Raw genomic sequence first — 25,961 nt, forward strand, 5'->3', positions numbered from 1 at the left:
GAGGGGAAACCATTCTATGCGAATCACGCGAGACACGCTCATGAAGCTGGCGCGCAACGCGGTGGCCGAACGGGTCTACCGCAGCCGCGATATTATCTGCGTCTATCTCACCGGGTCTATGCTGAAAGAGGAACCCCTGTTGGGCGGCGCGGCGGATATCGATATGGTGCTGGTGCACAGCAGCACGCCAGAAGCCCCGCGTGAGGTCATTCAGGCCACCAACGAAGTGCATATCGACCTGTGCCACCTGTCCCAAGCCTACTTCAACCAGCCGCGCAAGCTGCGCAAAGACGCCTGGGTGGGCGGCTTTATGTGCGCTAGCCCGCTGGTGCTGCACGATCAACAACACTGGTTTGAATTTACCCAGGCCAGCGTCTGCTCACAGTATAACGCGCCGGAAAATGTGATGAGCCGCGCCTGGCCCATGGCCGAAGCGGCGCGCACCATCTGGTTTGATCTGCACGCCGGGCGTTTTGAGAACCCGGCGTTCACCTTTTGGCAGTACCTGCGCGCCCTGGAAAAAGCCGCCAACGCGGTGTCGATTCTGGCCGGCCTGCCGCTCACCGAGCGGCGCTTCATGCTCGAATTTCCCGCCCGCGCCCAGGCGCTTCAGCGGCCCGGCCTGGCTTCGGGTCTGACTGACTTGTTCATGCCCGCCCCCCTGCCCGCGGATCGCCGCGAGACTCTGCTCTCGGCCTGTCAATCAGCCCTCGAGCAATTGGGCCGCCAGCCCGACTGCCCGGCTGTTCTGCTGCCACAGCGCCGCGTATATTACCTCAACGCCGTTGACGCGCTGTGGAACGAGCAGCCTGCCGCCGCGGCCTGGATTTTGCTGCGCGTCTGGACGCGCGCCGTGTGCAGCCTGGCGGAACCCGCCGCCGCCCAGCAGACCTGGCAAACCTCCCTGGCAGATTTGGGGCTCAACCCGGCAGATATGGACGCATCCCTGGCCGCCCTGGACGCCTACCTGGATGGGGTTGAAGAGACCCTTGATACCTGGGCTGCCAAAAACGGCATTGAGCGCGCCTGAGTTTCCACTTTTCCCCAATTTTATGCGTATATCTGTGGATAAACAGTCCATAACTGTGGATAACTGGTGTTAACTGTGGAGAAATTTTCTGTGCAGCCAGTTAATCTGTGAATAAACTTAAAACTTACACCCCCCAGATATAGGGGTATAGATTGACCACGCCCAATATCTGGATTTGCTCCCCAAGCTGTTCTTGCCCAAGAAAAAAGATGTGAAATCTTTTCCCGGTTATCCACAGGCGATTGTGTACAAACGCGCCGCTCAAATTTCGCAAAATAGAGAAGGTGACCTTAGGTTTTCCCCCAGATATGGGGTGTTGATGGGTAGAGCGGGCGGTTATCCACATTATCCACACCTCTACGGCGACAACTACCTGTTAATCCATTAAAGATTAAAGGGAATAAGGATAACTTACCGTGGATAAAACCCGATCCACAAAACGTGTAATAAAATTTCTCTCATTTCGTCTTAATGTGTTAATTCATCAAAAAGCCGGAGCATTTATTGTTGTCCAGACCAGCAACCGCGCCCGGCACTTGAATCCATCGGTTAAATCTTGTACAATTTTTTAACAAATACCGTATTAATAGTCCATAATGGTATAGCCCCTTTGCGTTAAGTGATTCGTTTTCACCTACTATGTCAACGAGGATTGAAGGGAGAGTTAAAATGGACGTCATCAAAGTAAAAGCCAACTCTCGCACTGCAGCAGTGGCCGGGGCCATTGCGGGCGTAATGAGAGAACACAAGTATGCAGAGGTTCAGGCAATTGGGGCGGGGGCGGTGAATCAGGCGATAAAGGCACTGGTTCTGGCCAAGGGCTACCTTGCAGAAGACGGAATTCCGATCATTTGCATGCCGGAATTTGTGGACGTGGACATTGATGGGAAGGTACGCACGGCGATCAAGCTCATCATAGAACCGCGTTAAAAGCAACCCAATAAAAAGCCCGGTTGTTGGCCGGGCTGTTGCTTTTACGCTAATTCTTGTTGGCTTTTACTTCATCGGCATTGAAAACCACCACTTCTTTGCCGATTAATTTCTCCTGTACTTTGGTCAAAATTAAATCTAGGTGCCTGGAATGCGCCACGTAATCCAGGTCGTCGGCTGGCACGGTGAGCACCGGGCACAGTGTAAAACCGTGGATCCAGTTTTCATACAACTGGTTCAGTTCTTTCAGGTATTCAGGCTGAATTTTCTTTTCATAATCGCGGTTGCGGTGCGAGATGCGCTCCAGCAGCGTTTTTTCGGAAGCGCGCAGATAGATCACCAGATCGGGTGGGGGCAAGAACTCGGTCATCGACTGGTATAGCGTCCAGTAGGTTTTCCAATCTCGTTCCGAAAGGTGCCCCTGCAAAAACAAATTCTGCGCGAAAATCTCAGCGTCTTCGTAAATGCTGCGGTCTTGAATTACCGAACCGGGGTAATTGACCAGGTCCAGGTGGATTTGCAAACGGTGGGAGAGGAAAAAGATCTGCGAGTGAAAGCCCCAGGCGCGCATGTCTTTGTAGAAATCTGACAGGTACGGGTTTTCGGTAACCGGCTCGTAGAAAGGTTGCCATTCCAGCCGCTGGCTGAGCAGCCGTGCCAGGGTAGATTTTCCCACGCCGATGTTTCCGGCGATCGCGATAAATTTTTTCATGCCTTGCCTCTTGGTTTGCAGGGAAAAATGGAAGCGGTATTTATCGCATTATATCACGCCCCCGCCGCCGTCAATGATCAACCAAACGGCAGGCTATGTTATACTTCACGCGGATATTTTCGCCTGGAGTTTTTTCACGCATGGCTCTCCTTACCGCCAACGGACTCAGCAAAGCCTACGGTCCAGATGATATTTTCTCGGACCTCAGTTTCAGCATCCCTCACCGCGCGCGCATAGGCATGGTGGGGGCCAACGGCGTGGGCAAAACCACGCTGCTGCGCGTGATGATCGGTTTGGAAGAGCCCAGCGCCGGCAGCCTCACCCGCTCGCGCGGCCTCAAGATGGGCTATTTGCCCCAGGAAGCGCGCTTTGAGACCTCGCACAGCCTGTGGCAGGAATGCCTTACCATTTTCGATGACCTGATTACCCTGCAGCGCCGCCTGCATGAGCTGGAAAACGCCATGAGCGACCCATCTCAGGATCACGACGCTCTGCTGGCCGAGTACGGCCGCCTGCAAGAGACCTTTGAACTGCGCGGCGGCTACACCTACGAGACGCGCATACGCATGACCCTCACCGGTCTGGGCTTTGTTCCCGGCGATTATCACCGCCCGATGGAGCAGTTTTCTGGCGGCGAGCGCACCCGCGCTCTGCTGGCGCGCTTGCTGCTTTCTGACCCCGATCTGCTGCTGCTGGACGAACCCACCAATCATCTGGATATTGCCGCGATTGAGTGGCTGGAATCGTACCTGCGCGACTTCCCTGGCGCGGTGCTGATCGTCTCACACGACCGCTACTTCCTCGATCAGGTGGTGAACCACATCTGGGAGCTGACACCCGCCCTTGAAGTCTACCGCGGCAATTACAGCGCCTACCTCGACCAGCGTGAAGAGCGCTACCAGCGCCTGCTGGCGGAATACCAGTCGCAGCAAGCCTTTATTGAAAAAGAAGAAGAATACATCCGCCGCAACATCGCCGGCCAGAACACTCGCCAGGCGCAGGGCCGCCGCAAGCGGCTGGAACGTCTGCTGGAAGAAGCGCAGATCGCCCCGCCCACCCAGGCGCGCTCGCTGTATTTGAATCTCGCCGCCGCCGCCCGCTCCGGCGATCTGGTGCTGCGCAGTGAAAACCTTAGCATTGGCTATGCCGACGAAGGCCGCCCGCTCTTTCAGGTGCCCGACCTGCTGCTCAAACGCGGCGAGTGCGCCGCCATCATCGGTCCCAACGGCGCGGGCAAAACCACCTTCCTGAAGACCCTGCTGGGTAAATTGCCCTGTTACGCCGGCGAGGTGCTGATGGGCGCCAACCTGCACATCGGATACTTTGCCCAGGCGCATGAAGGGCTGAACCCTGAGCACACCTTGATGGAAGAGATTGAGCGTGCCGCGCCGCACCTGCTGCCCGCCAGCATACGCGACTATCTGGCCAAGTTCCTCTTCACCGGAGATGATGTGTTTAAGGTGGTAAAAATGCTCTCCGGCGGCGAGCGCGGGCGTTTAGCCCTGGCCGTGCTGGCCCTGCAGAATGCCAACCTGCTGCTGCTGGACGAGCCTACCAACCACCTCGACTTGCCCTCGCAGGAGGTGCTGCAGAATGTGATGGCCGAATTCCAGGGCACCATTCTGCTCGTCTCGCACGACCGCTATTTGATCGACAAGCTGGCCACTCAGGTGTGGGAAGTGGATCCCAAAGAAGAGACCCTGCACGTCTTCAACGGCACCTACAGCCAGTACCGCGCCGCCCGCCAGGCCGAGACCGAGGCGCAGCTGCCAGAAAAAGCCGTCCCCGAAAAAGTTCCTGTTGCCGCGCGCCCCAAACCAACCGGGCAGCGCTCCAACAACCGCGAGCGCGAGCGCGCCCGCCAGATGGAAAAGCTGGAAGATGAGATCGCCGGGTTGGAAAACCGCCTGGCCGAGATCACCCGCCTGTTTGAAAACGCTGGCCTCACCCCCGACCAGGCGCACCAGCTCGGCGCGGAGTACCAGCAGGTGCAGCACGACATGGACGCCAAACTCTCCCGCTGGAGCACCCTGGCCGATGAGACCGCCTGATTTTCCCTGAAGAAGGTGGAGATGAACTGGTATAAAGACACCCTCACCATCCGCACCCACGGCAAGGGACTCTATCCATTTACCCCTCTGGTAACCGAGCGCCTGCGCCGCTGGGGCGCGCGCGAAGGGTTGTGCTGCCTCTATGTGCAGCACACCTCCGCTTCGCTGGTGATCAGTGAGAATTACGATCCCACCGCCAAAATGGATCTGGAAACCTTTATGGAACGCCTGGTGCCCGAAAACCAGACCTGGTTCCGGCACACTCTGGAAGGCGCGGATGATTCTCCGTCGCACATTCGCGCCATGCTTACCCAGCCCAGCCTCACCATTCCCATCGATGACGGCGCGCTCAGCCTGGGCACCTGGCAGGGCATCTACCTGTTTGAGCACCGCAATCATCCCCAAGCGCGCTCGGTGCTGCTGCGCGTGCTGGACGTTTAGAACCCGAAGCGCTCAAAGTGAAGGCGGCTGTTCGGCACGCCCATGCCTTGCAGCATGGGAATCACTTTCTCCATCATCACCGGCGGCCCGCAGACGTAGAAGTCCATCGCGCGCGGGTCTTCGCCCGCTTTCACAGCATATTTTTCGACCAGCTCGCGGGTGATAAAACCTTTCTCGCCCGGCCAATCTGGCTGGTTTGACATGACCGGCACCCATTCAAACTGTGCCAGCGTGCTTTTCAGTCCTTCCACCTCTTCGCGATAGACCAGTTCATCTTCGCGCTGCACGCCCCAGATCAACTGCACGTTGTGATTGGGGTCGGCGTCGCGCATGTAGCGCAGCATGCTTAACAGGGGGGTAACGCCAATTCCCCCGGCGATCATCACAATTTTGCCTTGTGGTTTGTGGCGCAGGTACGAGAACACGCCATACGGGCCGTCCACCGCTACCGCGTCACCGGGCTGAATCTGCCCGACCTGGCTGGTGTAGTCTCCTGAGGTTTTAACGGTGAAGGTCAGGTATCCCGGCTGGGTGGGGCTGGAAGAGATGGTGAAGGGGTGTTCTTCGCTCTCGATGCGCGGGCTGAACACCCGCAAAAAGGCGAACTGCCCCGGCTGGTAGTCAAAGCGCTTGCCCCGCTGAGGAGCAACTTTGATGGTGTGGATATTCGGCGCGCTCTCGGTAACTTCTTCCACTCGCCAGGCGCGGCTCTTCAACAGCCAGCGCCGCAGCACCTGGTGATACAGGTAAAAGCCCATTCCCACCGCGAAATAGGCGATATACACCGCCCGTGCCGCAACCGACTGTTCCGCGCTGGTGCTGTCCAAAACATGCACCAGCAGCAGGCCGCTGATCAGCAGGGTGAGGTTGTGAATGCGCTTGACCGTGCGGCGTTTAAGACGGAAGACGCGCGCCGAGAAGCGCTTGATCGCGGCCACCGGTTTGGGTTTCAAATCGATCAAGAAGAGGGGGCTGGCCACAATCACCGCCGCCAGCAGGATCAGCGCAATGGTCGAAATTAACACCTGCCGGTTAAACACCAGCACTTTAATCTGGCGGTGGGCAAAGCCCAACACAAAACTGACCACTGCCATCACCGCGTGAAAGCGGTACAGCTTGTCTTGCCCAAAGAGTTTCTCTACGAACGGCGGGCGCGCGCTGAGCACAAACTGCCAGGAGAGAAAGGTGTAAGCGGACGCGCCCAACACCATCGAGAGCAGGAGGGGCGTGCTGTTCAGCGCGTATGGCTGCGCCGCCAGGATCAGCCCAATCGGCAGCAGCGGACTGAGAAAATAAATAGCAATCCAAAGGGTTTTAGAGGTATTCACACAGGCCTCCTGTTCGTAGAACTATAAATAAGGTCAATTAAATCTTATTTTTATGTCAAACCATTGTCAAGCGTATGTACTTTGTTGAGCGGCGCGCTTGCAAATCGGTTCTACCCTCGGCCCGTCTCAGGGAGGGAAAGGTGAAAAAAGCAGCAATCGCCTTGAAAGCCAGCCTGCCCTGGTAGCCTCCGCCGATAAAAACTGATACAATCAAATCAACCTTACAGGCAAATTAGAATCCACCGCAACATAATCGCAAGGACGGTATGAAAGCCTTTTATCTCGATTCTGCCAATGTGGAGCAGGCAAAAAAGGTGGCTGAATGGGGCTGGGTGAAAGGGATCACCACCAACCCCAGCCTGCTGACCCGCAGCGAATATCCCCCCGAAACCACCCTGCTCAACCTGGCGGCCGCCATGCCCGGCGTGCCCGTTTTTTACCAGCTCACCGCGCCCGATCTGGATAACATGCTGCGCGAAGCCGACCGCGCGCGCCAGCTGCTGCAAGAGCGCTTGGTGCTGAAAATTCCGGCGACAACCGCCGGACTGGCGGCCTGCGCGCGCCTTTCTCCGCACCAGCCGGTGGCGGTTACCACTGTCTATCACACCGCCCAGGCGCTGGCGGCCAACGCGGCCGGGGCGCAGTATCTCATCTTCTACCACGACCGCGCGCTGCGCCGCCTGGAAGATGGACACCAACTGGCCGCGGAATTGGTGCGCGCCCTGGCGGGCACGTCCACGCAGATTATTGCCGCCAGCATCAAATCGCTTGAAGAGATTTACGCTGTGCGCATGGCTGGCATAACCCATCTCACCGTGCCCTTTGAGGTGCTGGCGCAAATTGGTGCCTACGAACCAACTCTCAAAGATGTGGAAGCTTTTCAGGAAACCGGTTCTGGTCTGCTGGAAGAATAACGCCACCGGCATTCTCCCATTACCACTCCGATCTCGTTGCAGCGCGTGAGAATGATCGTTCCCCGCGCTGTTTTTTTAACAGTCGCGGCAAGTGAAACAGATTCAGAATCCCCCCTCGGTTGGATTTGACTTCCAGAGGGTTCTCGGTTATTCTTTATCATGGGAGAAGATGGATCGATCAATATATTTTGTTGGGAAGCATCCAGGGAGAAGGAAAATGCCACAATCAACAAAAGTATTAGCTGTGATCTTGGGTGGCGGCCGCGGAAGCCGTTTATACCCGCTGACCAAAAACCGTTCGAAACCGGCGGTTCCGATTGGTGGAAAATACCGCTTGATTGATATTCCCATCAGCAATTGTATTAATTCCGGTATTTACAAAGTTGCCATTCTCACGCAGTTCAATTCCGTTTCCCTTCACCGCCACATTGTGCATACCTATAATTTTGATGTTTTTCATACCGGTTGGGTGCAAATTTGGGCCGCCGAGCAGACCATGCAGAACGCAGGCTGGTACCAGGGCACGGCAGACGCGGTGCGCAAGCAAATTTTTGAAATTCTTTCCTCTCACACCGAAAATGTTTTGATTCTGGCCGGCGACCACCTCTACCGTATGGATTACGCCGCCATGTATGATTTCCACGAAAAGAACAACGCCGATATCACCATCGCGGTGCAGCCCATTCGCAAAGACGATGCCGGGCGTTTTGGCATTCTCAAGCGCGATCCCGATTATCACATTACCCGATTTGCCGAAAAACCCAAAGACCCCGATGTGCTGGCCGACCTGGTCAGCCGCGACGACCCTGAGAGACCTTTCCTGGGTTCGATGGGTATTTATCTGTTCAAGACCGACGTGCTGGTCAAGCTGCTGCAGAAGTATTCGCACCTCGACGATTTTGGCGGCGATATCATTCCCCTGGCGATCAAGACCCACACCGTTTTCGGCTACGATTTTGACGGCTACTGGGAAGATATTGGAACCATTCGCTCGTTTTACGACACCAATCTGCGTATGTGTGACCCAAACCCGCCCTTCAATTTCTTTGACCCGGTCAACCCCATTTACACGCACGCGCGCTTTTTGCCCGGTTCCAACATCCAGAACACCCGCCTGGATAAGGCTTTTGTCTCTGAGGGCTGCTGCATTGAAAGCGCCGAGGTGATTCACTCGGTGATCGGCTTACGCAGTCAGATTCGCAAAGGTTCCGTGCTGCGCGACACCATCATGATGGGCGCGGATTATTACGGCGATTCAGCAGAAGACTACCGTGAAAGCACCCTCCCGCTGGGAATTGGCGAGAACTGCCAGATCAGCGGTGCGATTTTGGACAAGAATGTGCGCATCGGCAACAACGTGGTCATCGAGCCATTTACGGATGTGGAAGACCTGGATGACGAGTTGTATGTTGTGCGCGATGGAATTGTGGTCATCCCCAAAAACACCGAAATTCCAGAAGGAACGCGGATTTCCCCGCAGGTTTAGTGTGGTATCAGCTTTTTGCTGTTGATTATCATTGTTTTAGGAGAGCAACCCAATATGTCGGAAAAAGAGGTATCCATATTGAAACGGGTGCCAGAGGATCTGGAAATATCCTGGCATGCGTTGACTGCTGATCAAGCACTTGAGAAACTCGAGTCGCCGATCAGCCACGGCCTGACCTCGGAAGAAGTTGCCAAACGTCAGGAAATTTACGGCGCCAACCAGCTTAAAGAAAAACCGCGCCCCACCTTCTTGCAAATGATTTTTGCACAGTTGAATAATTTCATCATTATTCTGCTGATCGTCTCGGCGGTGATCTCGCTGGCATTGGGAGACGTGGTGGAAGCCGTTGCCATTATGGCGATTGTGTTGTTGAACGCCATTCTGGGCGTGGTTCAAGAAAGCCGCGCCGAAGAAGCTCTGGCAGCCCTCAAGCGCATGGCCGCGCCCGAAGCGCAGGTACTGCGTGACGGCAAGCGTGTTACCGTGCCGGCGCACGAGCTGGTTCCGGGCGACATTGTCTTCCTCGAAGCGGGCAACTTCATCCCCGCCGACCTGCGCCTGATTGAGGCGGTCAACATGCGCATCGACGAAGCCGCGCTGACCGGCGAATCGGTGCCGGTGGAGAAGAACGCCACCCTGCATCTTGAAAAAGATATTCCCCTGGGCGACCGGAAAAACACTGCTTTCATGGGCACCACGGTTACCTATGGCCGCGGCCGCGGTCTGGTAACCTCGATTGGCATGAACACCCAACTGGGTATGATTGCTGACATGCTGCAAAGCGTGGACGAAGAGCAGACCCCCCTGCAGCAGCGCCTGGAAGACCTGGGCAAGCTGTTGGGTTACGGCGCGCTGGCGGTTTGCGCCCTGGTGTTTGTGGCTGGTGTGCTGCGCGCCGGAGAGTTTAGCTGGGACGTAGTACGCGAGATGTTCATGGTGGCCGTCAGCCTGGCGATTGCCGCCGTGCCCGAAGGACTGCCGGCTGTGGTAACCATCAGCCTGGCGCTGGGTATGCGTGAGATGGTTCGCCGCCACGCCCTCATTCGCCGCCTGGCCTCGGTGGAAACCCTCGGTTCCGCCACGGTAATCTGCACCGATAAAACCGGCACCCTGACCCAAAACGAAATGACCGTTACCCGCATTTGGGCCAACGGCGATTTTATGGAAGTAACCGGCTCGGGCTACAGCGTGCACGGCGATTTCCTGGTGAACGGCCAAACGATCAAAGTGGATGATTACCCGGCCCACACCAACACCCTCTGGCTGGGCGTGCTCAACAACGACGCTGAGTTGGAACAGGTAACCGGTGAGGACGGCAACAATAATTACCGCATGATTGGCGACCCCACTGAAGGTAGTATTCTGGTGGCGGCAGCCAAGGCGGGCGCGTTTGCCTCGAAGATGAACCAGGCTTACCCGCGCGAGCAGGAGATCCCCTTTGATTCATCCCGCAAACGCATGGTAACCATTCACGCCGTAAAAGAACCGGCGCACGACGATATTTCCCCCTTCCACGGCAAGGAAGAAGAACGCCGCCTGTATACCATCGCGGTCAAAGGCGCGCCCGATGTAGTGCTGGGCCTGTGTAACCGCTACGCGGTGGGCGAGAGTGAGTCCAAACCGCTGGATGATGAAGCCCGCCAGATGATCCTCGCCGCCAACGATAATATGACCAAAGACGCCCTGCGCGTGCTGGGTCTGGCGTACCGCATTGTGGACGTGATGCCCGAAGAGGTCAAGAGCGAAGAACTGGAAAAAGACCTGATCTTCGCGGGTATGGTTGGTATGATTGACCCGGCGCGTGCCGAAGTGAAACCCGCCCTGCTGGAAGCGCGCGGCGCTGGCATTCGCACCATCATGATCACCGGCGATTACCCCAACACTGCAAAAGCGATTGCGGAGAATATCGGCCTGCTGCAGCCCGGTCGCCAGGTGCTGACCGGAAACGAACTGAACGAAATGGATGATGCCACCCTGCGCGAGCGTGTCAAAGTAACCGACGTGTTCGCCCGCGTTTCGCCCGAGCATAAGATGCGCATTGTAGACGCGCTGCGTGGGAACGGCGAAGTGGTGGCTATGACCGGCGACGGCGTCAACGACGCCCCGGCCATCAAGCGCGCCGATATTGGCGTGTCGATGGGCATCACCGGCACCGATGTGGCCAAAGAAACTGCCGATATGGTGCTGACCGATGACAACTATGCCAGTATCGTTTCGGCGATTGAGCAAGGCCGCATCATCTACTCGAACATCCGCAAGTTTGTCTACTTCCTGCTTTCTTGTAACCTGGCCGAAATTGCCACCATCTTCATCGCGACTATGGTGAGCGGTTTCTCACCCCTGGCTGCCATCCAGCTGCTGTGGCTCAACCTGCTTACAGACGGCGCTCCGGCGCTGGCGCTGGCCATGGAAAAGGGCGACCCGGATATTATGAAGCAGAATCCGCGCCCGACCGATGAGAACATTATAAATAAACCCATGTGGATCGGCATCGTCATCCAGACTATAGCCATCACCGCGGTAACCCTCACGGCCTTCTATCTGGGTCTGAGCATGAGCCCCGGCGACCGCCGCCTGGCCGAAACGATGGCCTTTGTAACCCTCAGTCTTTCGGAGCTGCTGCGCGCCTACACCGCCCGCTCGGAGTACTACCCGCTCTTCAAGATCGGCATCTTCTCCAACAAGTGGATGAACTACGCGTTCCTGGTTTCCTTTGTGCTGGTGATCATGGTCGTCTACGTTCCCTTCTTGCAGGGTGTGTTCGACACCGTGCCGCTCAACCCGCTCGAGCTGGCCGAAGCCATTCCGCTGCTGTTCGTGCCCTCGGTTGTGGCTGAAATTACCAAAGTCTTCCTGCGCCGCAACTACAGCAACGCCTAGGCAGACGCTTAACCAAAACCAAAAGACGCGCCGGTTCGCTGGCGCGTCTTTTCATTTCTTTGCCATAGGGGGTCAATTCAAGGATTCGTCCGCGGGCAGCAGACGGGCGCGCAGGGGCGCGTACGACCGGCGGTGAAGCGCGCAGGCCCCCAACGCGTCCAACGCAGACTGGTGCCGGCGCGTGCCGTAGCCCTTGTGCTGGGCAAAACCGTAGCCGGGGTACTGCGAATCCAACCCGGCCATCAGCGCGTCGCGGGCGGTTTTGGCCAGCACGGCCGCCGCGGCAATGCTCAGGCAGCGCCAGTCGCCTTTGATTAAGACCGTTTGCGGCAGGGGTAGATCGCGCAGCCTGACGGCGTCGATCAGCAGGTGTTCGGGGGGCAGCCCCAGCGCCTCGATCGCGCGGCGCATGGCCAGGCGGGTGGCCGGCAGGATGCCCTGCGCGTCAATTTCATCGTTGGAGGCCCAGCCAACGCCCCAGGCAGCCGCCGCGTTTTGAACGCGCGGCGCCCATTCCGCGCGCTGGCGGGCGGTCATCAGCTTGGAGTCGCGCACCCCGCTCAACGTTTCCAGTACGCTCTCCTCAGCGGGCAGAATCACCGCTGCCGCGCAGACCGGCCCGGCCCACGCTCCACGCCCGGCTTCGTCCAGGCCGGCGGCGCGCACAACTCCACGCTGCCAGAGCTGCTTTTCCTGTTCCAGGTCTGGGTAGCGGGTTTGTGGGGGAATTTCGGCTTTCATGTTAGCGGGGGACGGGAGAATATACTCCCTGGCGGGCGTTGCGCCGGATGGTCAGCAGGTCTCCGGCCATGCGCATCGAGTCTTCAAACAGGCGCACGCGGCTTTCAGCGCTGAAATACCAGGGAATGGCCACTTCAACAATCGGGTAGCCCATCATGCGCGCGATGTAGAGCACTTCCACATCGAACGACATGCCAGCCAGCGTTTGCAAAGGAAACACTTTTTCGGCCACCTCGGCGCTGAACAGCTTAAACCCGCACTGCGTGTCTTGCAGACCGGGTAAGGCCAGAACGCGCACCATCATGTTGAAGATGCGCCCGATGAAATGGCGGTAGGCCGGTTCGTTGTAGCGCACTGCGCCTGGCGCTTCACGCGAGCCAATAACCACATGCGGGTCTTGCAGTTGGGGGGGCAAAAAGCGGTTAACTTCGGCGATGGGCATGGACAGGTCCGCGTCGCAGATGAAGCGGTAGTCGCCGCGCGCTTCCAGCATGCCACGCTTCACGGCCAGCCCTTTGCCGCGCGCCGTTTCTTGAAACACATGCAGAAAGGGCATGCGCGCCGCGTATTCTCGCGCCAGTTCAAAGGTGCGGTCGCGGCTGCCGTTTTCGATTACCAGCACTTCCACTGCATAGGCTTGGGATTGAATAAACCGGTCGATTTCCTCCAGGGTTTGAGGAAGACGGTTCTCTTCATTGTGAGCGGGTATGATGATTGACAGAAACGGCTTATCCAATGCAATTTGTCCCTATAGAACCTTAAGAAACAACCGCCTCGCGCATTTCGGCGTCTGGCGGTGCCTGTCGGGGTGGGCGGACTCGAACCGCCGACCCCCGCGTCCCAAACACGGTGCGCTGCCAACTGCGCTACACCCCGGCGCGTTAGAGTATAATCCGAATATGCGCCAAACGTCAAGGAAGCCATTCACCCGAAGAAACATTGCTCTCTTTCTGGTCAGTCTGGCCGCCGTGTCTCTGCTCAGCGCCTGTCGCCCGCCTTTTGCCCCCAGGGTAATATTCGCGCGGCCGGCTGTCTTGACGCAGACGGCCTCGGCGACCCTTCCCGTAGACACCGCGACCCCTGTGCCGCCAACCGCCACCCCCAGCCCCATCCCGGCCACGCCCACCCCAGTTGGCTGCCAGGAGCCGAATGGGCGGGTGGAGACGCGCGTCTTTGAGACGGAGCTTTTCCCCAAGCCGATCACGGTGAATCTGTATCTCCCGCCCTGTTACGACCCCACCGCGGAGACGCCCTACCCGCTGGTGATTCTCTTGCACGGCCAGTCGTATACTCACGAACAGTGGTTGGATTTGAACCTGCCGCAAGCCGCCGACCATCTCATCACCAGCAAACAGGCCGCGCCCTTTATCGTGGCCATGCCGCGCGAGGAATATTACCTGCAAGATTATCTCGATTCGAAATATGGCAGCGCGCTCATTCAGGGGCTGCTGCCCTGGCTCAGCGCGGAAGCAAACGCCTGCGGAGAGGCACGCTGCCGCGCCATCGGCGGCATCTCGCGCGGGGCGGGCTGGGCGGCGCTGCTGGCGTTTGAGAACCCCGGCACGGTTTCGGCCGTGGGCGCGCACAGCATTCCCAACCCACCGTTCAGCGATTACCGCCTGTTTTATTTGCTCGGTCTCACGCCCGAAGGTCAGGTTCCGCGGGTATATGTCGATACTGGCACAAGCGACCGTTATTTCAGCGGCGCGCAGCGGTTTGTGCGTTTGTTGGAAGAATATGAGATTGACCATCTCTGGCTGCAAGCGGATGGCGCGCACAATAATGAATACTGGGCCGCGCACATGCCGGAATACATGGCCTGGTACGCCGCGCAGATCGCGCCCCCGCAATAAACCGCCGGGCGCAGGCATCCCAGTGGGCGAAAAACATGGGTGCAGGCACCCAAAAAACGGGCGCAAGGCCTTGCGCCCCTACACAAGAGGCGGTCAATTGTGATTGACCAACCAACAAACGGCGGGTTTCGGGCGGTTTGAGACTGCTCGACCTCAAAACAGACGGACCGCCCTCACCACAGCCCTACAAGAGAAACGTTCTTCCGTAGGGGCGGATGGCCGTCCGCCCGAACAAGCGCGCCTTTTTTACACTTCCAGACGGTATACCCGGTAGCGCTTATAGATCTTCGCTCCCAGCCGCTCGGCCAGCATGGGCGTTTTGGGATTATCTGTTGACGTCAGCGATAAATCGGCCCACCAGTACCCGCGCGCGCGGGCGCGGCTCAGCATCTCATCGAACAGCAGCAGCGACGCGCCGCTGCTCCAATATTCAGGGTAGACCAGCACGCTCTTCACCGCCAAACAGCGCACCGGCTGGCGCATCCACCAGGCGAGCTGCAGATAGTTCCACGGGTAGCGCAGTCCGTTGGCATGGATCAGCGCCTCATTCAGGTTAGGCACACCGGGGAAAAACCCCACCACTTTGCCCTGCTCTTCCACAAATAGAATCAGCTCAGGGTCGGCAATTTGCTTGAAGGGCGCGAAGGACTCTTGCAGCGCCTCGCGCGGCCACGGGCGGTGGTCCGGCAGGTGCGCCAGGGCGGCGTTGATCAGCGGGTGCACGCGGTCAATTTCGGCTTCCCATTCGGCAAAACGCGCCGCGCGGACGGTGAAACGCCCCTGCTCGCGCGCCCGCTGCGCGCCCTGCGCCAGGCGATCCAGCGCCGGGGATGGCTTATTGAGATCCAGGGCGAAGGCGATATTGTCGCCGCGCGAGGGCGTAAAACCGTACGATTCAAAAAAAGTCTGGTAATAGGCGGGAGTGTGCCCGCACAGAATCGCCGGCGGGCGGTCACGGCCTTCGATCAGCACGCCGTAGCTGTCCTCATAATCCAGGTGAAACGGCCCGGTGATTGAGCTCAGCCCGCGCTGGCGCGCCCAGGCGGTGGCGTGATCAAACAGGGCGCGCGCCACATCCCCATCGTCAATACATTCAAAGAAGCCAAAAACGCTCTCTTGCAGGCCGGTCTCACGGTTGGACGGGTGGTCCACCGCGCAGCAGATCGTCCCCACCGGCTGGCCGCCGCGCCAGGCGATGAAGAATTCGGCTTCACCGCCGCGCCGGAAGAACACCCCCCGGCGCGGGTCGATGGCTTTGCGCCGGTCTGGCAGCAGGGGCGGCACCCACAGCGGGTCGCGGCGATAAATTTTCCACGGCAAGGTGAGGAAGATACGCCGCTCGCGGGCGGTTTGCGCGGGTTTGATGGTTATGGTTGGCATGGCGGTCTCTTATTCCGGGGCGGCCGAGGCGCGCCGCGCTTCCAGGTCTTGCACCAGGTCGCGATATTCCTGGCGTTTGAGCGGGTAAAGGGCGGCAAACAGCAGGCCGCCGCACAGCAGCAGCGCCGGAATGGGACCCACGGCGAAGCGAATGCCCCACAAGGCGCGCGCAGGCTGCACGGCCGAATTGGGCAGGTAACCGGTCATCTCCAGCAGCAGCAAAATCAGCGGCACGGCCAGCGAGGAGGCCACCTTCTGCATCAGGGTGATCAGGCTGTAGAACATCCCTTCGTGGCGCGTGCCGGTCTTCCACTCGTCCCACTCAATCGCGTCCGGCAGGATCGACCAGGGCAGCACGTGCGCCGCGCCCACGCCAATGCCGGCCAGCACGCATAAAAAGATGACCAGCGGCAGGGGTGTGGCTGCCCCGGTGGTGATCAGCACCACCTGCACCACCGCCCAGAAGGAAATGCCTGAAATGTAGGCGGTGCGCTTGTCCCAGTGATGGGCGGCGTAATTCCACAACGGCAGCGAGATCATCGCCGTTACAAAAATAACCGCCATAATCAGGTCGGACTGCGCCTCACGACCCAGAATGTATTTGACAAAATACAGCAAAGTGGCCTGCAGAATATCCACGCTCACCCAGGTGAGTAAAAAGATCACCGCGCCAAAGATGAAGGGTCGGTTTTGCAGGGCGGCTTTGAACGAGTCGCGCAGGCTGGGCTGTTCCTGGTGCATGTACTCTTCGCGCTCGCGCGTGCCAAAAAAGACGCTCAGCAGCGGCAGCACACTGGCCGCGCCAAAAACCGCGCCCATCACGGCCACCCGCTCTAAATTTTCGGGGTTGAAACCGCCCACCAGCATGATCGGCACGGTAAACGCCACCAGGCTGCCCACAATCGAGAAGAACATGCGGAAGCTGGTCAGCGAGGTGCGCTCATCATAATCGGAGGTCAGTTCGGGGGTGAGGGCGTAGTAGGGCATGTAGACAAAGGTGGCGGCCATGTCGAAGAGCAGGTAAGCCAGCGCGTAATATACCGCCAGCGCCACCTGGCTCTCAAAGGGCGGGCGCAGCCACAGCAGACAGAAGGCCAGACCAAAGGGCAGCGCGCCGAAGAGCAGAAACGGACGTCGCCGCCCCCAGCGCGTGCGCGTGCGGTCGGTCAGGTGGCCAATCAGCGGATCGTTGATGTAGTCCCAACTGCGCCCGACAAAAATGGCAATCGCCGCCACCCCCGGCGCCAGCCCCACCACATCGGTGAGAAAGATGGCAAAAAACGCGCCCAGGATAGTGGTGGTCAGGCTGAAACCAATATCGCCAAAACCGTAGAGCAGCTTGGTCTTGAAAGGCAACGTGGATTCGCGCATGGGGTTGTTCGCTCCGCTGTGCTTATGGTTTGAGGAATATATTGTTTATAGCATGCCGCGCGCGCGATTGCACCCCCCGCGCGCAGTGGATCAGGCGGCTTCCGGGCTGGTGGCCGGGCGGGGTTCGTCGCCGTTATAACTGCGTAGCTGCGGCCAGCGCTGGGCGATGCCGATCACCGCCAGAATGCAGCCAATGCCGCCGGTGATAATCGCGATGGGCGTGCCGAAGGCCTGCGCCAGCAGACCGGCTTCGATGTCTCCCAACTGAGGGCCGCCCAGGAAGAAGATTTGGTTGACGCTGATAGCGCGCCCGCGCAGACGGTCGGGGGTGTGAATCTGGCGAATGGTGTTGCGGATAATGGCGCTCAGCGAGTCTCCCGCGCCAATCAAGAACAGGGCCACCATGGCCAGCAGGAACTGCTGCGAGATGCCAAACAGGATGGTCGCCGCGCCGTAAATGGTTACCGCCGAAAGCAGCAGCCGCCCCTGGTTTTGAATGCCGCGCAGTTGCGAAACCACCAGGCCCACGCTCATCGCGCCCAACGAGGGCGCGGCTGCCAGCCAGCCGTAGCGGATTTCATCCACGCGCAGAATGTCGCGCGCCACAAAGGGCAGCAGCGTGTCGGCGGTGGAGAAGAAGGTGGCAAAGAAGTCCAGCAGCATGGTGGAAAGAATCATCGGTTGGTGCAGGATGAACTGGATGCCCTCGCGGATCGATTCCAACGAGAAGGCCTTGCGCCGGCTGCCGGGGGCGGCAGCGGTCTCTTGCTGCACTTTGCCCATCACCAATACGGCAACCAACACGGCAATGTAGCTGACGGCGTTGATCCAGTAAACCGCGTCCAGCCCCATGCGGCTGATCACCAGACCGCTCAGCCCCGGACCGATGATCGCGCCGACATTGATGGCAATGGAACTCATGCTGAAGGCGTTGGGCAGGTCTTCTTTGGAGACCAGGTTGGGGATGATGGACTGGCGGGCGGGAATATCAAAGGCGGCTGCCACGGCCTGCACGGCGGTGAGGGCAAAAATATGCCAGATCTGGATCATTCCGCTGTGGGTGAGCGCCCCCAGGGCAGTTGCGATGGCCATCATGGTCAATTGAGAGACAAACATAATATGGCGGCGGTTGAACAGGTCGGCCACCAGCCCGCCGAAGAGGGCAAACGCCAGCATGGGAATGAAGCGCGCCAGTCCAATGCCGCTCACCACCACCGGCTGGTCGGACAGGTCTCTTAAATGCCAATAGAGCGTCCACAACTGCATGTTGGAACCGGCGTAGGAAATGAGCAGGCTGGCCCACAGCAGGGCAAACTTGCGATGGCGCAGGGCGGGGGGCAGATGCAACAAGGGACGGTGCAACGGGATCAGGTCCCCCAATCGCGTAGGTATAGAAAGTCGTAACCGATGGTGCGGTTGCTGAGTTTGGCGATGGGCGGCAGCACGCGCTTGAACTGGTTGCGGCGCACGCGCTCGACCACCGAGCGCACAAATCCCTCAGCAAAGCCAGCTTCCACGCATTCCTGCGGGGTGTAGCGCTCGTCAATCAGCAGGTAGAGCAGCTGGTCTACCTCGGCGTAGGTGTAGCCTAGCTCGCCTTCGTCGGTTTGCCCTGCCCACAGGTCAGCCGAGGGGGCTTTGTCTATCACCGAGCTGGGAATGCCCAGATGGCGTGAAAGCTGGCGCACCTGGGTTTTATACAGGTCGCCAATTGGGTTCAGGGCGCAGGCCGAATCGCCAAAGAGGGTGGAATAGCCCAGCAGAATTTCGGTTTTGTTGCCGGTGCCCACCACCAGACCTTTGAAGGCCTCGGACTGGTCGTAGAGGATGATCATGCGCTCACGCGCCATGATATTGCCCTTGCGCTGGTTGGTGATGTCGGGAAATTTGGCGAAGAGCGGGTCGACCATTTCGGTGATCTCCACTGTCATGGACTGCACGCCGGTGGCATCGATCACGCGCTGGGCGTCTTCCAGGCTGTCGGCTGAAGAGGCGCGGTAGGGCATGCGCACCGCCAGCACGTTTTCCGGCCCCAGGGCCTCGGCTGCCAGAAAGCAGGAGAGTGCCGAGTCGATGCCGCCGGAGAGGCCCAGCACGGCGCGGGTAAAGCCGGTGCGGGTGATCTCTGAGCGGACGAAGCCGGTGAGGATCTGGCGTGCCAGTTCTGCGTTAATCTCCAGGTTGGAGATGGTTTTCTTTTTGGGTCGGGTGATGGTGATGGGAAGTTTTTTCATCAGGCTTTTTTATCTCCCGCAATTGCTCTGGCGGCTGGTGAGAATGCGGTTCAGCTCGCGCTGCACCAGGGCGGTGCGCTCGTCGCGCAGCAGCGGCAGGCGCGCGCGGCTGCGGTGCAGCTCGTTCAGGTCAATTTCGCACATCGCCAGGGTCTCTTCAAATTGCGATGCGTGCAGCAGCACCTGCCCGTTGGGATCATAGACCGAAGCGCCGCCCCAAAAGTTCAGCCCGTCTTCAAAACCCACACGGTTGCAGTGCACCACAAAGGAGGTGAACAGGCTGGCGTAGGCGCGGTTGATGTGATCGACCCAGTGGGCGGTGTTCAGCTCACTTTCGTAGGTTAAGCCGCGACCGGGCGAAGCGGATTGGAAGAGCAGAATGTCCGCGCCGTCGAGCCACAGCAAGTAGGGCGGCGAAGCGTGCCAGAAGTCTTCGCAGATGAGCATGCCCAGGCGGCCGAAGGGCGTGTCGAAGGCCTCCAACGAATCGCCCCAGGCGAAAAAGCGGCTCTCGTCAAACAGACCGTAGGTGGGCAGGTACACTTTGTGATGCACGTGCAGCACCTCGCCGCGCGAAAGGTAGGCGGCCGAGATGTAGAAGCGGCTGCGGGCGTCTTCTTCTACAAACCCCACCATCAAATCCACCTTCTGGCTGGCTTCCAGCAGCGGGCGAAAGACGGGGTCGGTGCTGACCGGTTTGTGCGCCACAGCCGAGGCCAGGTCTTGCAGCACATAGCCGGTGAGTGAAAGTTCCGGAAATACCACCAGGTCCGCACCGTTGGAGGTTGCCTCCTGAATATAGGCCAGGTGTTTTTCCAGGTTGTCTTCAACCTTACCCAGACGGGTGTTGATTTGGGCGAGCGCGAGATTGATTTTCATGGTTGTCTCAATACGAATCGATCAGCAGGTTTTTGCTGTCTTATTTTACTACCAACATCGCCAGCGGCAGAGACCGCTCAGCAATCCGGGATGACTAGCTGGCGGGGGATAACTTTTCAAAACGGTGGGTAGTTTTCAGAAAGGCGCCCAGACTGATAAGCAGCAGCACGCCAGAGAGGTAGGCATCGTAGCGCAGGCCGAGCAGTTTGGGAGCGGGGTCTGCGCGCAGCAGAGAGACAAAGAAATACACGCTGAAGAGGGCCAGTCCGGCCAGGCTGGCGCGCCGCCCCGGCTGGTCAGGACGCAAATGCGATGATTCCACCCGCCAGAACAGGTCCAGCGAAAGCACGGCGGCGATTAACTGCACCGGGAAGCGCGGGGCCAGCTCGCCGGTTTCGTCTAATGAGGGAAAGGCCCAGAAAATATCGGTGGGCATGCGCATGCCGTAGGCGGTGCCCGTCTGCCAGCAGCCCAGCCAGGATAAAATGACCAGCGGCGGCAGAATACTGACGTGCTGGTCGGCAATTCGTCCAAAGGGTTGGCCGCGCTTGCGCGCGATCAAGTAGATGGACAGCAAAGCGGCCAGCACAGCTCCCGGCCAGGTGAATCCGCCCTGCCAGAGTTGCAAGATTTCCAGCGGGTGCTGAAGGTAATAAGGAAGGCTGAGCAAGACGTAGGAAAAGCGCGCGCCCCACAAACTGCAAGCCAGGATGATCAATCCGCTGTTGAGGCGCGACATGGCCTGCCCTGGCTGCGCGTTACGCGCCAGGTTCCACAGCCCAAATGAGGCTCCCATACCCATCCACAGCGCATAGGGATTCACGACCATCCTCCTTTACTTTTATGATACCACGCTGGTAATAAAAGAAAACTGAAAAAATGAGCGGATGGGTGCGGATTTTGTTTTTTTAAGACGGTGACGCATCCCTACATAAGAATGGCGGTTAATTGCGATTTTTTCCAATCTAGAAAACGGCGGGTTTCGGGCGGAGCCCCCCTCCGGCTCCCCCAAAATCCATGAAGCGCGGATTTTGGGGGAGAGAAAGAGTCCGTCGTGGAGTCGTAGGGTGCGGCGCCGCCGCACCGGCAGCGGGCATTCAATACTACAAGAGAACCAAATCTGCGGTAGGGTGGGAGCAGGGCGGCTCAGCCTGATCAATGGTAAACCGGCGCAGCAACCCGCCCGAATCCCACCAATAAGATACCGGCGGGTTTCGGGCGGGGACAAAATGGTTTTGGCGCAAAAAAAATCGTCCGCCCTCAACGCCGCCCTACAAGAGAATCGCAATCTTCCGTAGGGTGGGAGCAGGGCGGCTCAGCCTGATCAATGGTAAACCGGCGCAGCTACCCGCCCGAATCCCACCAACAAAAGCCAACGGCGGGTTTCGGGCGGGGACAAAATGGTTTTGGCGCAAAGAAAATCGTCCGCCCTCAACGCCGCCCTACAAGAGAAAATTAATATGAAAACACAGGGCAGGCCGAGGCCTGCCCTGTGAAATCATTTATTCTAGAAAAAATTATTCCGGCAAAATCGGGTAGCTGCTGCCCCCATAGGGGAAGACCACCACATCCGCTTTGGCCGGGTATTTCTTCATGGCCATCTGTAGCGCCTCTTGCGGGCTGCCGACGAACTCCACAAAGGGCATGCGCTCATGGATCTCGGCGGGGATGGTAGGCGCATAGAGCAGCAGCTTGCCGTGCAGCATGGCCTGCAAGGCGAAGTACAGGAAGAAGCGATCTTCTTCGCCCATGCCTTTCAGATTCAATTTGCCAATACGCGGCAGCAGCAGCGGAGCCAGCAGGCGCAGCATTGTTTTTCCTACCGGCAGCTTACGGTTGGCCAGCCCAAACACGCCCACACCTTCTTCGGCGCGGATCAGGGTGATCATCACCCCGCCCGGTTTGAGGGCGCGGATGGTGTTGGCCAGGGCTTTTACCCCCTGGCGCAGGTCCTGGTCCATGGGCCGCGAGGCGGTGATGACCACGTCCGCTAGGCGCGGCAGCGGGCAGCCAAAGATCTCGGCGCTGGTGCGCGCGCCCTCGCGGTGGGCTTGAATCGGGTCGCCGGCCACAATGCGCACCACCTGCATGGCGCTGTTCAGCACGGCGTTGATCACAAACACGGGCGCTTTCAGCATGCCCCCGGCTTCTTCCAGATCGAGTCGCATGGGGTTGTTTTCAATCGGCTGGCCGACCATGTTGAAGGTCTCTGGCTGGCAGTTAATGGCGTGGTTGTGGGCGATGGACTGGCGCGCGGCCACCCCCGGCAGCAGATTCTTGTAGCCGCCGCCAAAGCTGGCAATGATGTGCGGCTCGATGCAGCCAATCGAGATGATCAGGTCGGCTTCGGCCACGGTTTTGTTGAACCACACTGGCGTGCCGCGCGAGGTATCGCCCAGGTAGACCAGTTTCTCGGGGTCGTCGCAGTCGTGCTGCACCCAGTTCATCTGTTCCAGCCAGCCCTGGCCCAGCCGCCGGGCGATTTCTTCTTCGGTCATCGGGCGGTGCACGCCCAATGCCGGTACGACCGTTACCTGGCTGAGCGCGGCCCCCGATTCTTGCAGCTCGCGCGCTACCGCCGGCAGAATATCCTTCACCGGGGTTGGGCGGCTGTCGTCATCGATCACCAGGGCAATCTTCATGCCGTGCGCGGCCAGCTCTGCCAGGCGTGGTGACCCAATCGGCGCGCGCAGCGCCGCTTCGGTTTCGGCGTGCGGGTCGTCGATCCCCACGCGCGAGGCGGGCTCCATATTGCCCATCAAGGTCCAGGTTTCGGGCAGTTCCAGGTCAATACTTTTGCTGCCCCAGGGGAAAGATATTTTTTGACTCATTGATTAATCCTCGAATAAAGGTGAAGAAGATGAATAAGCTGATTATTAGTGTACACGCCTGGGGATGAAAAATCAAAGGAAAGATGGCCGGGAGGTGGTCGGGTGTATGGGGAAGTTGGTTTTTAACGCAAAACGCTCTTCCACAGAAGAGCGTTGATCAGGAAAAGCCCGTTAAAGGACAAACGCCAGGGTGAGGGGGGCACCCAGGCGTCTGCCGTTGAATAGTTTATCACATTTTGTTCTTTTGTGCCAGAAGTTCGTTAAGAGTTTTGTTAGAGTTTTTTGATTATAGTAGAACAAGTATTCTATTTATGTTTCGGCTGGCAGCGCGCCGTAGCGCCGCTGGAGCAGAAACAGCCCTACCAGGTTGATGATCATGATCCCCGCCAGCACCGCTTCAATCGTCCAGATGGAGACTTCTACCGACGCGAGCAGCACCACCAGTGAATCGGTCAGAGCGTGCCACAGCAGCGCGGTGCCAAACCATAAGTAGTTGCGCGTACGCACGGCCAGCCAAACCAGGCTGGTCAACAGAACATGCAGCACGATGGTGGTGATGCGCTCCACTGCCCCGGCCAGGGGCAGGTGCCAGGGCGCGCTCCAATACTGCTGCACCTGCGCGTCTTGCAGGCCAAAGGCAGCCGCGCCCTGCTCACGCGCCAGCAGCATGATGGCGAAATTCATCATCACTGGCAGCCCCACAAAGAGAATTCAATCCCGCCGTGCCCGGCGCCCACCATCAGCGCCGAACCCCAATCGCGGCCGCGCTCTTTGAGCAGGCGCAGGGCGATCAGGCGCGCCGGGGTTTCGCACAACGCGGCGGTGGTGCCGGCCAGCACCGCGTTCACCGCGATGGCCGCTTCGGGCGTCGGGGCGGGGATCAGCCCATTGCGGAACAGAGCCGAGATGCCCAGATTGAGCGGGATGTGCACGATCTGCGAAGCGGCAAAAGCCAGCGCCCCCACCCAGAATAATCCCCAGGCAGCCCGGTAGCGGCGCGCGATGAGAAAGGCCAGCACAAAGGGCACCGCCCATTCGATCAGGATTGCCAGAAGAAATGTGAATTCCAGCATGTTGGTATCCTTCTGTGTTTAACTGCCGCTGACCAGCAGTTTGGCGCGGTTAAAGTTCTGGAACGACACAAACACCATCACCCCGGCGATGATCCAGGCCAGCAGACCGATCAGCATGCCCACCCCCACGCTCAGGTAAACCACCCCGGCGAACTGCCCCAGCATCAACCCGACCACTAAAATCACCAGCGAGGCGCTGGCCTGGTACGCGCCCATAAAGGTCTGCACTTTGGACGAGATCAGCACCGTCAGCCCCACGCCCATCACGGCCAGAGCGGGCGTAACCCAGAAGATCAGCGGGTACCAGGTGGCCAGGGGGAACCACAGCTCGCCAAACAGCGGCCATCCGGCGGCGTTGAGCACCACGCTGTACAACAAAAAGCTGGCCCATGAGATGAAGATGCCAGGGATAAGCCCGGCCAGCATTTTGCCGAAGAACAATTCCGTATCCGAAACCGGCGTGTAAAGCAGGGCTTCCATAGTTTTGCGCTCGCGCTCCCCGGCGAAGGATTCGGCGGCCACGGTGGTGGAGAACATCAGCGGGAAGATGAGGAACATGGGCGCGAAGAAATAGCCCAGCATCATCACCACAATCGACTGCATCGGGTTCATGCCAGCGATTTTGTCAGCGATGATGCCCGGCAGGCGCTCAAACATCATTGCCATGTCGGGGTCGTTGATCATCTGCTCGGCGGCCTGGCCGGAGAGCTGCGGCAAAACCAGGATAATCAGCGGGAATACGATGATGAAGACCAGCGGCACAATGATCATGGGCATCCAGGCCGCTTTATTCTGGCGCACTTCCAGCAGGTCTTTTTTTGCGATGGCAAGTAAAATGCGTGGGTTCATTGCACACCTTCTTTCTGTGCGTTCTGCAATTTGAAATAGACATCTTCCAATGACAACGACTGCGGCTGCAGTGAAAGTATCTGCGCGCCGCTGGCGGCCATCTGGCTCACCAGAGCGGGAACCACCGCCTCTTCGCTGACCTTCAAGCGCCAGGTCAGCTCGTTTTCCATCACAGCTTCCATCAGGCCGCTGATCGAGGGAATGGCGGCTGGCGCAGACTGGTAAAAGCGCACCTGCAGCCACAGACCGGGGGCGTGGCGCTGGCGCAGTTCTGTCAGGCTGCCAAAGTCCAGCAGGCGTCCGCGGTTGAGAATGCCCATCTTGTCACACAATCGCTCGGCCTCAAACAGATTGTGGGTGCACAAAATTACGGTCTGGCCGTCCTGATCACGGATATTGGCGATCAGTTCGTGCACTTGCTGAGAGGCTTCCGGGTCCAGGCCGGAGGTAGGCTCATCCAAAAACAGGATCTGCGGGCGGTTGAGCAGCGCGCGGGCGATGGCCAGGCGCTGCTTCATGCCTTTGGAATAGGTCTGCACGCGGTCATTGGCGCGTTCGCGCAGCTCGAAGAAATCCAGAAGTTCCTGCGCGCGCGCCGAAACTTCTGCCGCGCTCAACCCGCACAATGTGCCGAAAAAGGCCAGATTCTGGCGGGCGGTCAGGCGTTCGTAGAGCGCGGGGGTTTCGGTCAGCACGCCGGTGCGGCGGCGCAGCTCTCCGCCCTGCCGGGCGGGGTCAAAGCCCAGCACGCGCATTTGCCCGCTGGTCGGCGGGAAAAGACCGTTCAGCAGGCGCACCGTGGTGGTTTTACCGGCCCCATTTGGCCCCAGCAGCCCCACCACCGTCCCTTTTTGGGCGCTAAAGCTCAACTGGTCCAGGGCGGCGTGCCCGTTATACTGGTGAGTCAATTGGGTTACTTCAATGACTGGTTCTATCATGTTCGTTATCCTTTGTGTTAAAGTTTCACGTGAAACATTT

The 25,961-nt window shown here is 58.8% G+C and carries 21 protein-coding genes, 1 tRNA gene and 1 pseudogene; 8 read left to right on the plus strand and 15 right to left on the minus strand.

Translation table 11 applies throughout. The features are described from left to right. Positions 1-16: 16 nt before the first annotated feature. Positions 17-1,030, plus strand: coding sequence for a hypothetical protein (locus tag ADN00_RS01615; RefSeq protein WP_075061210.1), 1,014 nt, complete (start codon positions 17-19; stop codon positions 1,028-1,030). A gap of 669 nt (positions 1,031-1,699) precedes the next feature. Continuing rightward, the gene (locus ADN00_RS01625; RefSeq protein WP_075061212.1) at positions 1,700-1,960 is read left to right on the plus strand and encodes a stage V sporulation protein S; all 261 of its coding nucleotides are present in this window, start codon (positions 1,700-1,702) and stop codon (positions 1,958-1,960) included. A gap of 49 nt (positions 1,961-2,009) precedes the next feature. Here ADN00_RS01625 and ADN00_RS01630 read toward each other — a convergent pair whose 3' ends face one another. Next, positions 2,010-2,672: a deoxynucleoside kinase gene (locus ADN00_RS01630; protein ID WP_075061213.1), complete on the minus strand. Its 663-nt coding sequence runs from the start codon at positions 2,670-2,672 to the stop codon at positions 2,010-2,012. Positions 2,673-2,812: 140 nt separating this feature from the next. Between ADN00_RS01630 and ADN00_RS01635 the strand changes: the two genes are divergently transcribed. Together ADN00_RS01635 and ADN00_RS01640 are read left to right on the plus strand one after the other, a co-directional pair. Continuing rightward, positions 2,813-4,723, plus strand: coding sequence for an ABC-F family ATP-binding cassette domain-containing protein (locus ADN00_RS01635; RefSeq protein WP_075061214.1), 1,911 nt, complete (start codon positions 2,813-2,815; stop codon positions 4,721-4,723). 21 nt (positions 4,724-4,744) lie between these two features. Further along, positions 4,745-5,164 (plus strand): secondary thiamine-phosphate synthase enzyme YjbQ, encoded by a 420-nt coding sequence (locus tag ADN00_RS01640; RefSeq protein WP_075061215.1) that lies wholly within the window; start codon positions 4,745-4,747, stop codon positions 5,162-5,164. Here ADN00_RS01640 and ADN00_RS01645 read toward each other — a convergent pair. Further along, complete coding sequence (locus tag ADN00_RS01645; RefSeq protein ID WP_075061216.1) at positions 5,161-6,492, minus strand: ferredoxin reductase family protein; 1,332 nt, start codon at positions 6,490-6,492, stop codon at positions 5,161-5,163. The two genes, ADN00_RS01640 and ADN00_RS01645, sit on opposite strands and share 4 nt — an antisense overlap. Before the next feature lie 266 nt (positions 6,493-6,758). On the opposite strand from ADN00_RS01645, the gene ADN00_RS01650 reads away from it, so the two are divergent. The 3 genes from ADN00_RS01650 (at position 6,759) to ADN00_RS01660 (ending at position 11,772) form a co-directional block, all read left to right on the plus strand. Then, entirely contained in the window at positions 6,759-7,406 is a 648-nt protein-coding gene (locus ADN00_RS01650) for a transaldolase family protein (protein WP_075061217.1), read from the plus strand. A 217-nt stretch (positions 7,407-7,623) separates the two neighbouring features. Next, positions 7,624-8,892: a glucose-1-phosphate adenylyltransferase gene (locus tag ADN00_RS01655; protein WP_075061218.1), complete on the plus strand. Its 1,269-nt coding sequence runs from the start codon at positions 7,624-7,626 to the stop codon at positions 8,890-8,892. Positions 8,893-8,946: 54 nt separating this feature from the next. Continuing rightward, positions 8,947-11,772 carry a cation-translocating P-type ATPase gene (locus ADN00_RS01660; protein WP_152966217.1) on the plus strand — a complete coding sequence of 942 codons (2,826 nt, stop codon included), beginning with the start codon at positions 8,947-8,949 and terminating at the stop codon, positions 11,770-11,772. Positions 11,773-11,844: 72 nt separating this feature from the next. Here ADN00_RS01660 and ADN00_RS01665 read toward each other — a convergent pair whose 3' ends face one another. From ADN00_RS01665 to ADN00_RS01675, 3 genes are all read right to left on the minus strand, one after another. Next, positions 11,845-12,513: a ribonuclease HII gene (locus tag ADN00_RS01665; RefSeq protein ID WP_075061219.1), complete on the minus strand. Its 669-nt coding sequence runs from the start codon at positions 12,511-12,513 to the stop codon at positions 11,845-11,847. Between the two features lies 1 nt (position 12,514). Beyond that, positions 12,515-13,249 carry a dolichyl-phosphate beta-glucosyltransferase gene (locus ADN00_RS01670; RefSeq protein WP_236691460.1) on the minus strand — a complete coding sequence of 245 codons (735 nt, stop codon included), beginning with the start codon at positions 13,247-13,249 and terminating at the stop codon, positions 12,515-12,517. Between the two features lie 67 nt (positions 13,250-13,316). Continuing rightward, a tRNA-Pro gene (locus ADN00_RS01675) sits at positions 13,317-13,389 on the minus strand. Positions 13,390-13,412: 23 nt separating this feature from the next. Between ADN00_RS01675 and ADN00_RS01680 the strand changes: the two genes are divergently transcribed. Further along, positions 13,413-14,366 carry an alpha/beta hydrolase gene (locus ADN00_RS01680; protein WP_082389791.1) on the plus strand — a complete coding sequence of 318 codons (954 nt, stop codon included), beginning with the start codon at positions 13,413-13,415 and terminating at the stop codon, positions 14,364-14,366. Positions 14,367-14,612: 246 nt separating this feature from the next. Here ADN00_RS01680 and ADN00_RS01685 read toward each other — a convergent pair whose 3' ends face one another. From ADN00_RS01685 to ADN00_RS01735, 10 genes and pseudogenes are all read right to left on the minus strand, one after another. Beyond that, positions 14,613-15,746 (minus strand): GNAT family N-acetyltransferase, encoded by a 1,134-nt coding sequence (locus ADN00_RS01685; RefSeq protein WP_075061222.1) that lies wholly within the window; start codon positions 15,744-15,746, stop codon positions 14,613-14,615. Positions 15,747-15,755: 9 nt separating this feature from the next. After that, positions 15,756-17,117 carry an MFS transporter gene (locus tag ADN00_RS01690; RefSeq protein WP_075061223.1) on the minus strand — a complete coding sequence of 454 codons (1,362 nt, stop codon included), beginning with the start codon at positions 17,115-17,117 and terminating at the stop codon, positions 15,756-15,758. 90 nt (positions 17,118-17,207) lie between these two features. Next, positions 17,208-18,479, minus strand: a complete 1,272-nt coding sequence (locus ADN00_RS01695; protein WP_160317450.1) for an MFS transporter — start codon at positions 18,477-18,479, stop codon at positions 17,208-17,210. A gap of 5 nt (positions 18,480-18,484) precedes the next feature. Next, entirely contained in the window at positions 18,485-19,351 is an 867-nt protein-coding gene (locus tag ADN00_RS01700) for an NAD+ synthase (RefSeq protein WP_075061225.1), read from the minus strand. Positions 19,352-19,360: 9 nt separating this feature from the next. Then, a complete protein-coding gene (locus tag ADN00_RS01705) occupies positions 19,361-20,230 on the minus strand; it encodes a nitrilase-related carbon-nitrogen hydrolase (protein ID WP_075061226.1) in 870 nt (289 codons plus the stop codon). A gap of 94 nt (positions 20,231-20,324) precedes the next feature. Further along, positions 20,325-21,053 (minus strand): prolipoprotein diacylglyceryl transferase, encoded by a 729-nt coding sequence (locus ADN00_RS01710; protein WP_075061227.1) that lies wholly within the window; start codon positions 21,051-21,053, stop codon positions 20,325-20,327. Between the two features lie 694 nt (positions 21,054-21,747). Next, positions 21,748-23,061, minus strand: a complete 1,314-nt coding sequence (locus tag ADN00_RS01715; protein WP_075061228.1) for a nickel-dependent lactate racemase family protein — start codon at positions 23,059-23,061, stop codon at positions 21,748-21,750. Positions 23,062-23,370: 309 nt separating this feature from the next. After that, positions 23,371-24,134 (minus strand): annotated as a pseudogene (locus tag ADN00_RS20505) (YhfC family glutamic-type intramembrane protease). Positions 24,135-24,152: 18 nt separating this feature from the next. Continuing rightward, entirely contained in the window at positions 24,153-24,983 is an 831-nt protein-coding gene (locus ADN00_RS01730; protein ID WP_075061231.1) for an ABC transporter permease subunit, read from the minus strand. After that, complete coding sequence (locus ADN00_RS01735; protein WP_075061232.1) at positions 24,980-25,921, minus strand: ABC transporter ATP-binding protein; 942 nt, start codon at positions 25,919-25,921, stop codon at positions 24,980-24,982. Before ADN00_RS01735 ends, ADN00_RS01730 begins: the two co-directional genes overlap by 4 nt. Positions 25,922-25,961 lie beyond the last annotated feature (40 nt).

The organism is Ornatilinea apprima, assembly GCF_001306115.1.
GTDB lineage: Bacteria > Chloroflexota > Anaerolineae > Anaerolineales > Anaerolineaceae > Ornatilinea > Ornatilinea apprima.

Bases quoted from the DNA above. Each gene is read 5' to 3' on its own strand.
- ADN00_RS01655 (WP_075061218.1), top strand. From the start codon at position 7,624: ATGCCACAATCAACAAAAGTATTAGCTGTGATCTTGGGTGGCGGCCGC.
- ADN00_RS01680 (WP_082389791.1), top strand. From the start codon at position 13,413: ATGCGCCAAACGTCAAGGAAGCCATTCACCCGAAGAAACATTGCTCTC.
- ADN00_RS01730 (WP_075061231.1), bottom strand. From the start codon at position 24,983: ATGAACCCACGCATTTTACTTGCCATCGCAAAAAAAGACCTGCTGGAA.
- ADN00_RS01705 (WP_075061226.1), bottom strand. From the start codon at position 20,230: ATGAAAATCAATCTCGCGCTCGCCCAAATCAACACCCGTCTGGGTAAG.
- ADN00_RS01660 (WP_152966217.1), top strand. From the start codon at position 8,947: ATGTCGGAAAAAGAGGTATCCATATTGAAACGGGTGCCAGAGGATCTG.
- ADN00_RS01665 (WP_075061219.1), bottom strand. From the start codon at position 12,513: ATGAAAGCCGAAATTCCCCCACAAACCCGCTACCCAGACCTGGAACAG.
- ADN00_RS01650 (WP_075061217.1), top strand. From the start codon at position 6,759: ATGAAAGCCTTTTATCTCGATTCTGCCAATGTGGAGCAGGCAAAAAAG.
- ADN00_RS01635 (WP_075061214.1), top strand. From the start codon at position 2,813: ATGGCTCTCCTTACCGCCAACGGACTCAGCAAAGCCTACGGTCCAGAT.
- ADN00_RS01625 (WP_075061212.1), top strand. From the start codon at position 1,700: ATGGACGTCATCAAAGTAAAAGCCAACTCTCGCACTGCAGCAGTGGCC.
- ADN00_RS01640 (WP_075061215.1), top strand. From the start codon at position 4,745: ATGAACTGGTATAAAGACACCCTCACCATCCGCACCCACGGCAAGGGA.
- ADN00_RS01615 (WP_075061210.1), top strand. From the start codon at position 17: ATGCGAATCACGCGAGACACGCTCATGAAGCTGGCGCGCAACGCGGTG.
- ADN00_RS01715 (WP_075061228.1), bottom strand. From the start codon at position 23,061: ATGAGTCAAAAAATATCTTTCCCCTGGGGCAGCAAAAGTATTGACCTG.
- ADN00_RS01700 (WP_075061225.1), bottom strand. From the start codon at position 19,351: ATGAAAAAACTTCCCATCACCATCACCCGACCCAAAAAGAAAACCATC.
- ADN00_RS01735 (WP_075061232.1), bottom strand. From the start codon at position 25,921: ATGATAGAACCAGTCATTGAAGTAACCCAATTGACTCACCAGTATAAC.
- ADN00_RS01690 (WP_075061223.1), bottom strand. From the start codon at position 17,117: ATGCGCGAATCCACGTTGCCTTTCAAGACCAAGCTGCTCTACGGTTTT.
- ADN00_RS01685 (WP_075061222.1), bottom strand. From the start codon at position 15,746: ATGCCAACCATAACCATCAAACCCGCGCAAACCGCCCGCGAGCGGCGT.
- ADN00_RS01630 (WP_075061213.1), bottom strand. From the start codon at position 2,672: ATGAAAAAATTTATCGCGATCGCCGGAAACATCGGCGTGGGAAAATCT.